This window comes from Achromobacter sp. 2789STDY5608615, from assembly GCF_001298995.1.
Classification (GTDB): Bacteria; Pseudomonadota; Gammaproteobacteria; order Burkholderiales; family Burkholderiaceae_B; genus Achromobacter; species Achromobacter insuavis.
Genome location: NZ_CYTY01000004.1, coordinates 248,685 through 261,946, shown reverse-complemented (window position 1 = coordinate 261,946; position 13,262 = coordinate 248,685). Strand labels below are relative to the sequence as shown.

Genomic DNA, 13,262 nt, shown 5'->3' with positions numbered 1-13,262 from the left:
GTACATGGACATTCTCTCGATTCAGTACCTGCGCGGCGTCGCGGCCATGATGGTGGTGCTGGTCCACTTGTATCCGCAGCTCGAGCGCATGGGCTACCAGGGCTACTGGCCGCACTGGCTGGCCGCCGGCGTCGACATCTTCTTCGTCCTGAGCGGTTTCCTGATGTGGATCACCACGCGCGGCAAGAAGGTCGGCGTGCTGGAGTTCTACCGGCGCCGCGCGGTGCGCATCATTCCGCTGTACTGGGTGCTGACCTCGGTGGCGGTGGCGGTGATGCTGATCGCGCCGCAGCTGCTGCAGACCACCCGCTTCGGCCTGTTCCACGTGATCGCCTCGTATCTGTTCGTCATGGTGCCGAATCCGGCGGGCCTGATCGAACCGGTGCTGACGGTGGGATGGACGCTCAATTACGAGATGCTCTACTACGTCATCTTCGGCCTGACGCTGGTGCTGCCGACGGCTTGGCGCTTCGCGATCACGACCCTGGTGCTGCTCGGCCTGAGCATGCTGGGATGGTTCGTTGTCGGCGACGACACGCCGATCCTCAAGGTCTACACGTCGGACATCGTGCTCGAATTTGTGCTGGGCATGGCCGTGGGCTGGTGGTTCTCGCGGCCGCACAAGGGCGGATCGGCGACGCTGGGCTGGACACTGGTGCTGGGCGGCTTCGTCGTGATCGGGCTGATGTCGGTGCTGGCCCCGAATGCCTCGCGGCCGCTGGCGCAGGGCGTGCCGGCGGCGGCGATCGTGGTGGGCGCGATCCTGCTGGAACGCTTCCAGGCGCTGCCGCGCCTGAATTTCCTTCACAAGCTGGGCGATGCCTCGTATTCGCTCTACCTGTCGCACGCCTTCGTGCTGTCGGCCGTGAGCCAGGGTTGGCGCAAGCTGCACTTGGACAGTCTGCCGGGCGGGCAGGTGGCGTTCTGCGTCGTCGGCATCCTGGCCTGCACGGTGGCGGGCCTGCTGGTCTACCAACTGATGGAGCGGCCGCTGATCAACCTCTTCAAGAAGCCGCGCGAGCAGGAGGCCTCCAAGGCCGCTACCCGCCGATCCGTAGCCGGTCTTTGAGCAGGCGCAGCCAGCGTTTGTGGCGGCGCGCCGCGGCGCGCTGCGGCGTCCAATCGATCATGCTGTCGTGGATGTCGTAGTGGCCGCGCTGGGCGTCGGGCACCTGGCCCGATTCGACCGCGGCGATCAGTTCCGGCAGCCTGCGATAGAACTCCGCGCCGCGATAGGGCGGGTGCAGTGACCACAGACCGGGCGCCGCGCCCAGCAGGTCGACGCGGTGCAGGCCGTTGGCGCGCAGCACCTCGCTCAGGATGACCTCGGCCTCGCGCACGTCCGGGGGATTGCCCAGCAGGTGCGATTTGGTCCGTTGCACGGCGCCGGGCCGCAGCAGCGGCAGGTGGCCGAGCGTGGCGCGCAGCCGTTCCATGTCGAGCATGAAGATGCGCGTGCTGGCATTCTGGAAACGGTAGGCGGGGGCGCCGGCGATCTCGACGCGCTCGGGCGCGGGCAGGCCGTGGCCATGGACCGCGGCGTCGGTGCGCGGCGGGCCGGGGAAGGGGCCCGTCAGCAGCACGGTGGGATCCTGCTCGGTGTAGGCGATGGCCTCTTCCACCCAGGTGTGGCTGCCGCCGCCGAACAGCATGTCGCCGTCGAAATGCACGATGTGGCGCGCCTGGCTGTGATGCATGCCGTAGAAATAGGCGTAGAACGGGCCGCCGTCCCAGGCCTTGACGGGGATGTCGTCGGCGCCGAAGAACGATTGCGCCACCTCGCGGCGGGCCGCCGGCGCGTAATCGACCTCGATGACGTCGAGCTTGGGCATGTCGCGGCGCAGGTCCTGCGCCAGGGCCAGCAGCTTGGACCGGTATTCGTCGAAGTGCGTGCCGCGATAGCGGCCCGAGCGGCTGCGGTGCGTGTCGATGGTGACGAGGATGCGGTCAACCATGGGCGCCCAGACACGGATCTGGTGCGGCAGCAGCAGCGCCGCATGGGGATAGTCCATGGGGTACATGCTGATCTGGGCGGCGACGCGATAGGGGTAGGCCACGGCCGGTTCTCCTGGTTGCGGCGGCATCATGTCCGGGGCGCGGCGACGGTGGCCGTGAGACCCTGTTGCAGGGAGGTCCAGCGCAGGCCGAGCTGCTGCTCGGCGCGGGTCGAGACCAGCCGGATGGGCTGGCGCCAGAGGCGCGCCAGCGACGGCGGAATCGGCGGCGGCAGGCGCAGGCCCACGCGCCGCAGGCCGATCTCGGCGATTTTCAATGCCGGCGCCAGCAGGTGCGTTTCGATCTTCAGGCGGCGCGCGCCGATGCGCTTGAGCGGCACGGCGCCGAGCGCGCGGGCGTAGGCCAGGAAGTAGCCGTTCCAGTCGGGCGCATCGGCCATGGCGAGGTTGTAGGCCGCGGCTCCGGCCGGCGCGCGCAACCCGGCCAGCACGGCCGCCACGACGTCGTCGATGTAGACGAGGTTGCTGCAGCCGTCGCCGGCCGCGCCCAGGTCGCCGATGCGGTGCGCGCGCAGCAGGTCGGCGATGCGCAGGCTCCACTGCGGACTGTCGGGGCCGTAGATGCAGCCTGGCCGCAAGGTGACGACGGCGTCGCGCGCGGCCAGCAGCCGTTCGGTTTCGACCTTGGCGCCGCCATAGCCTTGAAGGTTCGCGGCCATGGGGTGGTCTTCGCTTATGTCGCCGCGCGCCGCGCCATAGACCGCCATGGAGCTGAAATGCACCAGGCGCGTGGCGCGCGCGTCGAGCGCGGCCGCCAGCGCGCGGGCGCCGGCCGTCATGGTGTCGGGGGAGCCGGCGACGCAATTGACCGCGGCGTCGACGTCGCCGAGGGCGCGCGTCACCGCGGCCGGATCGGCGGCGTCGAGCACGATCTCGCGGCCTTGCTGGCGCGCGCGGCGCACGCCGGCCACGGGTTCGGCCCAGTCGCTGGCGGTCAGCGCCGCCACCACGCGCCGGCCGACATAGCCGTTGGCGCCCAGGACCAGGATGCGTTGTTTCATGTGCGGGTCTCCGTGGCTACGTCGCTGGGCGCATGGACGCGGCGCAGGTGATCGGCCAGGCGCAGGGCCAGCGCGACGATGGTCAGGGTCGGGTTGGCCTGGCCGGAGGTCGGGAAGACCGCCGAGCCGGCGATGTAGAGATTGGGGGTTTCGTGCACGCGGCAGTCGGCATCGACCACGCTGTCGCGCGGATCGTGCCCCATGCGCGTCGTGCCGATATGGTGGCCGCCGTAGGCGCCGTAGCGCGTCATCTCGGCCTCGACCTGGGCCGGGTCGTAGTCGAAGCGGCCCACGCCGCTGGCCGCCAGCGCCTCGGCCAGCGCCGCCAGCGCGGTCTGCACGGTGGCTACGTCGCGCGGCGTGTAGCGCCAGTCGATGTGCAGGCGGCGCATGCCGAGCGCGTCGACGTCGTTGCCCAGCGTGACGCGGCTGTCGGGGTTGGGCTCCTGCTCCGCGTGGAAGTCGAGGCTGTAGCGGCGGTTGCGCGGGTGGACGATGATGGACGGAAACTTGCGCGCGGCCAGCTTGCGTTCGGTCAGCATGTGCCACATGAAGCGCGCGGTGGCCGGCGCGCCCAGCAGCACGTTGCGCAGGTGGCTGAGCCACAGGCCGCGTGAACCCGGCGTGTCGCCATACAGCCGCTTGGCGTATTCGTAGGGCACGACGGGACGGGCCAGGTACAGCGCCGACAGAACGCCGCTGCCGTGCCCGGGATCCGGAATGCGCGGATGGTGCAGGCGCGCGATGAAGTTGCCGGCGTGCAGGCGGCGCTGCGCCTCGGGTTGCAGGGCCAGGCGCCGGCGGCAATAGATGCCTTCGTCGGAGACCTCGTAGCCATGCCAGACGGAACGGGCGCCGGCCAGGTCCACGTTGCCGATGGTGCCGGCGATGTGGCACATGTAGTAGCGGCCCACCACGTCGTGGGCGTTGCCCAGTCCGCGGCCGCTGGCGCCGGGGTTGGCGAGCAGCAGCCGCGCGGTTTCCAGGCCGCCGGTGGCGAGCACGTAGGCGCGCGCCCGGACCGTGAAGACATTGTTGCCGGCCAGCGTGCGGACCCGGGCCGGGCCGACGGGGGCGCCGGCCGCGCCGCTGTCGAGTTGGCACAGGTTGGCGTTCTGCAGCACGCGCACGGGGCCCTGGCGCAGCCGCTCGGCGTAGCGCCAGCCGAAATCGGTGGGCACGCTGAAGCGTTCCAGCGTGTCGGTGGAGAACTCGGGGCTGTCGAAGCCTTCGATCATCGGCCGCACGGGGCGATGGAAGGCGGTCTCGACGGTGTAGGCGAAATCGCCCGCTTCGCACAGCTGGTTGGCGCGCGGGTAGTAGGGCCGCAGGTCGTCCAGGCCGATGGGCCAGCCGCTGTGCGCGATGTAGTCGCGCGGCTCGAAGTCGATGGGATCGAACGGCATGCAGCGGCCACCCCAGATGGTGGTGGAGCCGCCCATGCGGCGCTGGCGGTAGCGCTCGGGCTCGGGGTGCATGCGCGCGTCGGCGACGCTGCCGGCGTAGAGCGCCTGGGTGGCCTTGTCCTCGGCCGGGTCGCCGCTTTCGAGCAGCACGACGTCCAGGCCGCTGTCCAGCAAGGCCAGGGCCAGCGTGATGCCGGCGGCGCCACCGCCGACGATGCACAGGTCGGCGGCGAGGGTCGAGCCGTTCGGAATGGTGTTGGCGTCCAGGATCATCGTGTCGCTCCGGGCAGGCGCCGCAAGCCTGGCGCCGCGCGTGCGCGGACCAGGGGCATCAGTATCGCACGGCGGCGCCCGCCGGCAGCTTCAGCGTTTCGTGGATGTAGCCCGCGAAGGCGGTATAGCCGGCGATGTTCGGATGCACGCCGTCGGCGAACATGCCCGGCGCCAGTTTGAGGAAATCGTTGGTGCCGCCGCTGGACCAGTACAGGTAGTCGACGACCCGCACGTGCGGGTACTGGCGCGGCAATTCCTGCAGCAGCCAGTCGTTGAAGGCGCGGGTCAGTTCGATCATGGGCGGCGTCATGCCGAGATAGGCGCCGACGTTGTCCACGACCAGCGGAATGCCCAGCTTCGCCGTGGTCTGCGCGAAGTAGGTGAAGTTGTCCTGCAGAGTCTGCAGCGGCACCATGCCGACGGCGACATCGTTGATGCCGACGTGCAGGTACGCCAGGCTCGGTCGCGTGCCGGCGGGCAGGGTGCGCGCGCCGCGGCCATCGCCGGGATCGTATTCCTCGGCCAGCACGTCGCGGCGCCAGCGCGCGCGGACCTGCGCCGACATCTGGCCGCCGATGCCATGGTTGAAATGGAACACGCCGGAATAGCGCGCCAGTTCGTAGGAGAGCTGGCCCGGGTTGGACGGATAGTCCGGCACGAATTGGCCCTGCACGTTCAGGCGGCCCTTGCGCTGGATCTCGCCTTCGGCGATGGAGTCGCCGACCACCACGGCGTAGATGCGCGGGGCGCGCGCCCAGGCGGGCAGCGCGGCGCATCCCGGGGCCAGCAGCAGGGCCGAGAGCAGGGTGCGGCGGTTCATCAGAAGAAGCGCTCGTTGACGTGGATGACGTCGCCTGGCTGGACCGCGTCGGTCAGCTTGGCGCGCCGGTCGGTGATCTCGCCGGTCAGCGCGTCGGTGCGGTTGAGGTCGATGCGGCTGTCGGAGGCGCGCGGCGTCAGGCCGCCGGCGACCGCCAGGGCGCGCATGATGTTCAGGCCCTGTTCCAGCGGATAGGCGCCGGGCTTGCCGACTTCGCCGTAGACGTAGAAGCGCGGCGCTTCCGGCACGAACACCACGTCGCCCGGCTGCAGTTCGGTGTCCTGCAGGCTCTGCGAGGGCGACTGGCGATTGCCGACGTACAGATTGATGCGGTCGTTGCCGCCGCCGGCGCGGCGCACCAGGGTGGCAACATCGCCGGCGCCGCCGGTGGCGCCGCCGGCCATGGCCAGCAGTTCCAGCACCGACAGTTTGCCTTCGATCGGGTAGCGGCCCGGCCGCGCGACCTGGCCCAGCACCGACACGATGCGGCTGCGCAGCGTGACGACCTCGACAGACACCTGCGGATCGGTCATGAAGCCCTTGCTGCGCAGGTCCTGCTCGATGCGTTTGCCGATGGCGGCGGGCGTGAGGCCCGAGGCGCGGATGTTGCCCAGCATGGGCACCACGATCTGGCCGTCGGCGTCGACGGTGGCGCGGGCCTGGGTGCCGCCGGTGCCGAGGATGTTGATGTTGAGCGTGTCGCCCGGTCCGACCGCGCCAATGGCGCTGCCGATGGCCTGCTCCAGGGCGGGGTCGACCGGCGCCGCGGCGGCCTGGCGCGGCGGCTGCACGACGCCGTTCTCCGGCAGCCGGTTACCGGCCATGTTGCGGTCGGTGCCGCGGTCGCCGCTGCCGCTCTTGACCGCGGGCGGCACGGCCGGCGGCGTATAGGCGGCGGGCGGCGGGGGCGGGGCGGCGACCGGCGTGGTCGGTTGCGGGCGCACGGGCGCGCCAACGGGGGCGGGCGGGGTGTAGGCGGGGGACTCGTAGGGCGCGTTGTAGCGCTTGAAGTCGTTGTCGGGCGAGGTGGCGGCCGGACGGGACGGAGACACGGGGTCTGGAATCGGCAGGTCCTGCGCGCCTGCCGGTTGTGCACAGGCCAGCAGCGCCGCCAACATCGCTCTTCGCCACATCGTCGTCAGACACGCCACGTTATTCTCCGATCCTTTGGTTAAAGGTTGCGCGCGTCCAATAGTAGCCGAAGCAAAACGCCACACTACGGGTATTTTAAATACAATACGCGCGTGCCGGCTCGATGAATGTGGTTTTCTCAAACGCAAACGTGAGACCATTGTTCCCGAGCTTACCGCCCTTCGTAGCGAGATTCTCCTTGCACAGTTCAGAGCACGTATCCGACCCCCGCGGAACTGCGAACGACGATATCCCCGTCATGCCCGTCGTGCGGCTGTTCGACCTCGATATCGCGGCAGTTTCCTTCGATGAGGCCGTCGAAGGCCTGGCGCAGGCGGCCGTGCGCCGCGACGGCCGCGCCCGCATCGTGGTTACGCCCAACGTCGATCATGTGGTGCGCCTGGATGCCTCGCCGGAATTCCGCGAGCGCTACGCCCAGGCCGATTTCATCTTCGCCGACGGCATGCCGGTGGTGTGGGCCAGCCGTTTCCTGGGCCAGCCGCTGCCCGAACGCATCACCGGTTCCGACCTGTTCGTCGCGCTGTGCCAGCGCGCCCAGCGCGAGGGCTGGCAAGTGATGCTGCTGGGCGGCATGCCCGGCTCCGAGCCTGACCTGCTCGCGCGTTTCGCGCAGTATTACCCGGGCTTGAACATCGATATCGTCAGCCCCTCGATGCGCTTCGATCCGCTCGGACCCGAAGGGCAGGCCTATGCCGACCGGGTGCGCGAGCGCCAGCCCGATGTCGTTTTCCTGTGCGTGGGCATGCCCAAGCAGGAACACTGGGTGCTGCATCACGCCGGTGAATTGCCCGGCGGCATCCTGCTGTGCGTGGGCGCCGCGATGGAATTCGCCATCGGCCTGCAGCGCCGGGCGCCCATGTGGATGCAGCGCGTCGGCCTGGAATGGCTGTGGCGCCTGGCCAGCAATCCGCGCCGCCTGTGGCGCCGTTACCTGGTCGACGATCCTCGCTTCCTGGGGCTTTGCTGGCGGCAGTGGCGCAAGCGGCGCGGCTCGGCGCCGTGATCTTGCGCCCCAGCGCCAGCCTTGCCGTGGATGGCGGGGCCACGCGAGGCACGTTCACGATCGGACGCAAGCTGGCCGCGGCCAGCCTGATGCTGTGCGGCGCCCAGGCGGTCGGCGCGCCGGGGCCGGCCGATTACGCGGTGCAGCTGGGCAGTTCCTACCAATACCAGAGCAATCCCGCGCGCTTGCCGCAGTCGTCTTCCGACATCCGCGGCGCGGGCGTGTGGGTCAAGTCGATGGGCCTGGGGCTGCGCATGCCGCTGCTGTCCGACGACACCCGGCTGGACATGGGCGGCACGCTGTCCGACGCCCGCTACAGCAACAACCGGCAGCTCGATCACCAGCCGAGCAACATGCTGTCGACGCTGCACTGGCGCGCCGGCCGCCTGTTCGCCGGGCGCTTCGACTACGGCTACCAGCGCCAGCTCAATCCGAACATGGCGAACACCTGGCCCGATCGCGACCAGCAGACCCGCGACAACAAGTCCGCCGAACTGGGCTTGCGCGTCTCGGAGCGGCTGACGCTGCCCGTGTTCGGCGTCTTCAGCAACGGCACGCGCTACGACCAGGACGTCAACCGCACGCTCTACGACCGCAAGGACCAGGGCTGGCAGCTGTCGGCGCGCTATGCCGGATTCGGCCGCTCCTTCGCGCAGACGGGCTTGCGCCATACCGAGGTCGATTACTACGGCCGCACGCCGGAACTGGTCGCGACCATCGATGACCGCTACACCGATAACGAGGCTTTCGCCGCGGCGCGCTGGGAGTACAGCCCCAAGACCCTGCTGCAGGCGCGCGTCGGCCTGCTCAAGCGCAGCTACGAACACCTGGGCGACCGCGACACCAATCTGTTCACCTTCGCCGGCCGCGCCACCTGGGACTATTCGCCCAAGACGCGCCTGGACCTGCAGCTGTGGCGCCGGCCCTACGCCTATGACGACGATCCCACCGTGCTGTATTCGATCCAGACCGGCGGCCTGGCCTCGGTGACGTGGCGGCCCACGGTCAAGACCGCGTTCCAGCTGGGCGCCGAGCTGACCCGCCAGCGCAACACCGCCTTCACCGGCGGCAATGACCAGACCCTGCAGATCCGCCGCTTCGGCGCGCGCGTGCAATGGCAGCAGGAAGACAACCTGCGCTGGACCGTCGATGTCTACCGCGATCGGCAGATGGGCGAATCCGCTGGCGACAGCTACAACCAGAACTTCGTGCGCGTCGGGCTGGAATACACCTTCGGCAGCCGCGGCAAGGAAAATCTGCGGCTGATGATGCAGCCGACCGACTGCCAATGGCGGCGACCGGAACTGGCGATGTGCGATCCGATGGGCGAGGAACCCTGAACGCTCAGTAGGCGTTGCGGTCCCAGAAGATCACGAGCACGGTGCGGAACAGGATCTTCAGGTCCAGCATCAGCGACCAGTTGGCGATGTAGTAGCGGTCGTAGCGCACGCGCTGCAGCATCTTGTCGGTGGTGTCGGTCTCGCCGCGCAGGCCGTGGATCTGGGCCCAGCCGGTGATGCCGGGCTTGACGCTGTGGCGCAGCATGTAGCCCTGGATCATGCGTCGGTAGATCTCGTTGTGCTCGGCCGCGTGCGGGCGCGGGCCGACCAGGCTCATGGTGCCGGCCATCACGTTGAACAGCTGCGGCAGCTCGTCCAGCGAACTCTTGCGCAGGAAGCGGCCGATGCGCGTCACGCGCGAATCGCCCTGTTGCGCCTGGCGCAGCGTGCCATCGGCCTCGGCGCCGGCGTTGGCGCGCATGGAACGGAACTTGAACACCGTGATCGGCAGCCCGCGTTCGCCATAGCGCATCTGGCGGAAGATGACCGGCCCGGGCGAGTCGAGCTTGATGGCCAGCGCGATCACCAGCATCACCGGCGACGCCAGCAGCAGCATCAGGCCGCCCAGCGTCAGGTCCATGGCGCGCTTGAGGCTGCGCGACAGACCCTGCATGTGCGTTTCGTGCAGCGCCAGCAGCGGCACGCCGGCGATTTCGGCGCTGCTGGCCGTCAGTTCGCCCAGGAACGGCGACTCGGGCATCAGGTAGATGGCGGCCGTCGAGTCATACAGCCGGTTCATGAGGTTGAGTACGACCGGGTTGTCCTTGGTGTCGTCCAGCGTGACGAAGGCCATGCCGTATTCGCCCGCCTCGATGCGGGTCAGCGCGTCCGGATAACGGCCCAGATAGGGCGGCGGCGTCGGCTCGCCCTTGCGCGTGCGCACTTGCTCCTCGGCGTAATAGCCCGCCGTGTGGATGCCCAGGATGGGCGAGCGCTGCAGACGCATGGCGAGCTTGCGCGCTTCGGGGCCCATGCCGAAGAACACGGCCGAGCGGCGGCTGGCGGACGCGTTGTTCAGGCGATAGGCGGTGCGGCGCAGGCCGTAGAGGGCAAGGACCTGCAGCGGCAGGGTGATGGCCGCCCACTTCAGCAGCAGCACGCGCAGCGACTCGGTGTCGGTGGCGCTGCCGGGCAGGAAGAACAGCGCGACCAGCGCCAGGAACAGCACGCTGAACCAGCGCATCACGCCGCGGCTCAGCATCCACCACACGCTGCGGGCGCTGATCAGCAGGGTGAAGCGGGCGAAGGCGATGGAGGCGCCCGCGGCGAGGATGACCGGAATCCAGCCGCGGAAGATGGGGCGACGCCATGTCCTCGGCCAGTGTCAGGCCGAGAAAGGTGCCGGCGTTGATCAGCGCGCAGATCAGGCCCGTGAGGGCCATGAAGGAGCGCTGAGGGTGGCTGGGCGTCGCGTAGGTGAGCATGGAAAAGGTGGTGGGGGGATCAGCGACCGTAGACATCATCAAACCGCACAATATCGTCCTCGCCCAGATACGGGCCGGACTGCACTTCTATCAGCTCCAGGTCGATGGAACCCGGATTCTCCAGGCGGTGTTTTACACCCAGAGGAATATACGTGGACTGGTTTTCCGTCAGCAGGAAGACCTCGTCGCCGCGCGTGACGCGCGCCGTGCCGGTGACGACGATCCAGTGTTCGGCCCGGTGGTGGTGCATCTGCAGCGACAGCCGGCCGCCGGGCGCCACGCGGATGCGCTTGACCTGGAAGCGGTCGCCGTTGTCGATGGCGTCGTAGCTGCCCCACGGCCGGTAGGTCAGGCGGTGGGCCGTGGCCTGCGGACGCCTGGCCTGGTTCAGGCGGGCGACGATGCGGCGCACGTCCTGCACCTTGTCGCGCGCCGCTACCAGCAGGGCGTCGGCGGTCTCGACCACCACGGTGTCCTCCAGCCCCAGCAGCGTGACCAGGCGGTGGCTGGAATAGGCGTAGACGCCATGGCAATCCTCGGCCACCACGTCGCCGCGCAAGGCGTTGCCGTCGGCGTCCTGCGGCGCCAGCTGCCACAACGAGGCGAACGAGCCGATGTCGCTCCAGCCGGCGTCCAGCGGCACCATGGCCACGCCCGCATCGCGTTCCATGACGGCGTAGTCGATGGAGTCGGACGGGCAGGCGGCAAAGGCGGCCTCGTCGATGCGCAGGAAGTCGCCGTCGTGGCGCGGCGCGGTCATGGCCAGGCGGCAGGCCGCCAGGATGTCCGGGCGGTGCGCCTGCAGGGCCTGCAGGTAGCGCGAGGCGCGGAACAGGAACATGCCGCTGTTCCAGAAGTACTGGCCGCTCGCCAGGTATTGCGCCGCGGTGGCCGCGTCGGGTTTCTCGACGAAGGCCTCGACGTCGGCCACGCCGTCGTGGGTGGCGCCGGCGCGGATGTAGCCGTAGCCGGTCTCGGCGTAGGTGGGCTGGATGCCGAAGGTGACCAGGCGGCCGGCCTCGGCGGCCGGCGGCGCCTGGCGCACGGCGTCGTGGAAGCGCTCGACGTCGGGCACCGCGTGGTCGGAAGGCAACACCAGCAGCACGGGGTCGGCGCCCTCGGCCTGCGCCAGCAGGGCGGCCAGGGCGATGGCCGGCGCCGTGTTGCGGCCGACGGGTTCGAGCAGGACGGTGGGTTGCTGCTGGCCGATCTGGCGCAGTTGTTCGGCGACGATGAAGCGGTGTTCCTCGTTGGCCACGAAGATCGGCGCCAGGCCGCCCAGGCCGGCCACGCGTTCACAGGTGGCCTGCAGCGGGGAGAGGTCGCCAAGCAGGGGGAGGAATTGTTTGGGGTAGCTGCCGCGGGACAGCGGCCATAGACGGCTGCCGGTGCCGCCTACCAGCAGTACGGAACGCAGTTGCGGCGTGGTACTCGACATCGGAAGTCCCTTGCAATCTTGTCGCCGGCGGCGCGTGGCGCAGCGGGGCGGGATACTCATCGGTCGCGGCACACGGTCTGCGTCCTGCCAGCGGCCTCAACTATAAAGGCTGCGCAATCGGCTGTGGCAAAGTGTTTGCAAATCTTTAAGATCTTTAAGATGTGTATGTCTTTAAATTGATTGTTGTCTTCACTATACTAAAAGACTGTGCCGCAGCGCAGGCTGGATGCATATATATCGATGCATTTTGCTATTATCGGCAATATAAGTCAGCACGCGTTAATACTGCCCGAAACAAAACGTTTACGAGCATCCGTGAAAAGACTTCAAACCGATGACACCACGCGCTGCCGTCTAAGACGCAAGGTCATGCTCCAAGAATGCGGCCTAAAGTACCGCAGCTCCGCCTTGCCAACTCGCGGATGCAGGCTATGCAAAGCCTGAAAGCCAGGATGTCCCCCGTGTCGTCCGCGCCTCCCTTGACGCGCGGTTTCCCGCGCGCGGCCTCGATTCGCGTCGACGCCTGTATGAAACAACTCGGCATGGCGGCCTTTACCCGGCCCGCCGCATGCCTGCTAGCCTTGCCTTTCAACACTTGCCCTGGTCCCGCGGCGCGTCGCGCTGACGCTTGCGGGCCAAGTCCTGTCGCCTGTCCATGACGAAGGAACAACGTGCAAAGCGCCATCCTCTCCCACCTCGATGATCGACTCTGTGCCAGCCAGTGGCGCGATGTGCTGGCGGCCTTCGCCCAGGAGCTGTCGCAGGATCTGACCGTGCAGCGCTTGCACACGCTGATGCGGCGCGCCGGCGAGACATTCGCCGACAAGCATGCGCTGTCGAGCGCCGCGTCGATCGTCGAGATGCAGTCCGCCATCAATCAGGTCTGGCGTCCGCTGGACTGGGGCTGGGTGGAAATCGAAGAAGCCGAGGATCACCTGGCGCTGGCGCACTACTGCGCGCCGCTGCGCGCGGCGTTCGGCGCCACGCACCTGGACTGGAGCGCGGGGTTCCTGGAAGGCGCCTACGAATCGTGGATGCGCCTGCTGGGCGCCGATGCGCAGTTGAAGGTGACGCAGCAGCGCGCGTCCGATGAACACGGTGTCATTCTCTACCGGTTCGGCCGCTAGGACGCGGGACCACGGATGAGAGACGACAACGACATCACCAGCCTGTATCGCGAGTTCGGGGGCGATCCCCGCAACTATCGCGAGATCGGCCGCGAGGACCGGGCCCACGCCGCGCGCGGCCGCTGGCCGTTGCTGAGCCGCATCCGGCCGGGGCAAGCCAGCGTGCCGCCCGCCGCCGGCGATTCGCCCGCCGACCGCCCCGCGCAGGCCGTGGCCTGGCCGCTGGCGCCCGGCGCGGCCGTGTCGGCGCTGCCGTTGTCCCG

Annotated in this window: 12 protein-coding genes; 5 read left to right on the top strand and 7 right to left on the bottom strand. The window is 68.9% G+C overall.

Annotation, left to right across the window (positions count from 1 at the left end; all coding sequences use genetic code 11):
- Positions 1 to 4 precede the first annotated feature (4 nt).
- Positions 5 to 1,069 carry an acyltransferase family protein gene (locus AOZ49_RS05510; RefSeq protein WP_054474559.1) on the top strand — a complete coding sequence of 355 codons (1,065 nt, stop codon included), beginning with the start codon at positions 5 to 7 and terminating at the stop codon, positions 1,067 to 1,069.
- On the opposite strand, the gene AOZ49_RS05505 is transcribed toward AOZ49_RS05510, so the two are convergent.
- Genes AOZ49_RS05505 through AOZ49_RS05485 form a run of 5 tightly spaced genes read right to left on the bottom strand, consistent with a single transcriptional unit; the run spans position 1,041 to position 6,567 of the window.
- Positions 1,041 to 2,057 carry a capsular biosynthesis protein gene (locus tag AOZ49_RS05505; protein ID WP_082380333.1) on the bottom strand — a complete coding sequence of 339 codons (1,017 nt, stop codon included), beginning with the start codon at positions 2,055 to 2,057 and terminating at the stop codon, positions 1,041 to 1,043. The genes AOZ49_RS05510 and AOZ49_RS05505 overlap by 29 nt on opposite strands.
- A 26-nt stretch (positions 2,058 to 2,083) precedes the next feature.
- Positions 2,084 to 3,016 (bottom strand): NAD-dependent epimerase/dehydratase family protein, encoded by a 933-nt coding sequence (locus AOZ49_RS05500; protein ID WP_054474558.1) that lies wholly within the window; start codon positions 3,014 to 3,016, stop codon positions 2,084 to 2,086.
- The gene (locus tag AOZ49_RS05495; RefSeq protein WP_054474557.1) at positions 3,013 to 4,695 is read right to left on the bottom strand and encodes an FAD-dependent oxidoreductase; all 1,683 of its coding nucleotides are present in this window, start codon (positions 4,693 to 4,695) and stop codon (positions 3,013 to 3,015) included. Before AOZ49_RS05495 ends, AOZ49_RS05500 begins: the two co-directional genes overlap by 4 nt.
- Positions 4,696 to 4,753: 58 nt before the next feature.
- Positions 4,754 to 5,515: an SGNH/GDSL hydrolase family protein gene (locus tag AOZ49_RS05490; protein ID WP_054474556.1), complete on the bottom strand. Its 762-nt coding sequence runs from the start codon at positions 5,513 to 5,515 to the stop codon at positions 4,754 to 4,756.
- Complete coding sequence (locus tag AOZ49_RS05485) at positions 5,515 to 6,567, bottom strand: SLBB domain-containing protein (RefSeq protein WP_156350052.1); 1,053 nt, start codon at positions 6,565 to 6,567, stop codon at positions 5,515 to 5,517. The genes AOZ49_RS05490 and AOZ49_RS05485 overlap by 1 nt, the downstream gene beginning before the upstream one ends.
- Before the next feature lie 338 nt (positions 6,568 to 6,905).
- Here AOZ49_RS05485 and AOZ49_RS05480 point away from each other — a divergent pair, with 338 nt between their 5' ends.
- Complete coding sequence (locus AOZ49_RS05480) at positions 6,906 to 7,670, top strand: WecB/TagA/CpsF family glycosyltransferase (RefSeq protein WP_054430928.1); 765 nt, start codon at positions 6,906 to 6,908, stop codon at positions 7,668 to 7,670.
- Positions 7,667 to 9,010: a hypothetical protein gene (locus AOZ49_RS05475; RefSeq protein WP_156333385.1), complete on the top strand. Its 1,344-nt coding sequence runs from the start codon at positions 7,667 to 7,669 to the stop codon at positions 9,008 to 9,010. Before AOZ49_RS05480 ends, AOZ49_RS05475 begins: the two co-directional genes overlap by 4 nt.
- Positions 9,011 to 9,014: 4 nt before the next feature.
- Here AOZ49_RS05475 and AOZ49_RS05470 read toward each other — a convergent pair whose 3' ends face one another.
- Both AOZ49_RS05470 and AOZ49_RS05465 read right to left on the bottom strand, forming a co-directional pair.
- Positions 9,015 to 10,220 (bottom strand): undecaprenyl-phosphate glucose phosphotransferase, encoded by a 1,206-nt coding sequence (locus AOZ49_RS05470; protein ID WP_231690252.1) that lies wholly within the window; start codon positions 10,218 to 10,220, stop codon positions 9,015 to 9,017.
- A 233-nt stretch (positions 10,221 to 10,453) separates the two neighbouring features.
- Positions 10,454 to 11,872, bottom strand: coding sequence for a mannose-1-phosphate guanylyltransferase/mannose-6-phosphate isomerase (locus tag AOZ49_RS05465; protein WP_054474554.1), 1,419 nt, complete (start codon positions 11,870 to 11,872; stop codon positions 10,454 to 10,456).
- Positions 11,873 to 12,543: 671 nt separating this feature from the next.
- Here AOZ49_RS05465 and AOZ49_RS05460 point away from each other — a divergent pair.
- Together AOZ49_RS05460 and bcsP are read left to right on the top strand one after the other, a co-directional pair.
- Positions 12,544 to 12,999, top strand: coding sequence for a cellulose biosynthesis protein BcsD (locus AOZ49_RS05460; RefSeq protein WP_231690251.1), 456 nt, complete (start codon positions 12,544 to 12,546; stop codon positions 12,997 to 12,999).
- Between the two features lie 15 nt (positions 13,000 to 13,014).
- Positions 13,015 to 13,262 (top strand): cellulose biosynthesis protein BcsP (gene bcsP, locus AOZ49_RS05455; RefSeq protein WP_231690250.1); only part of this gene is annotated, 248 nt, incomplete at its 3' end.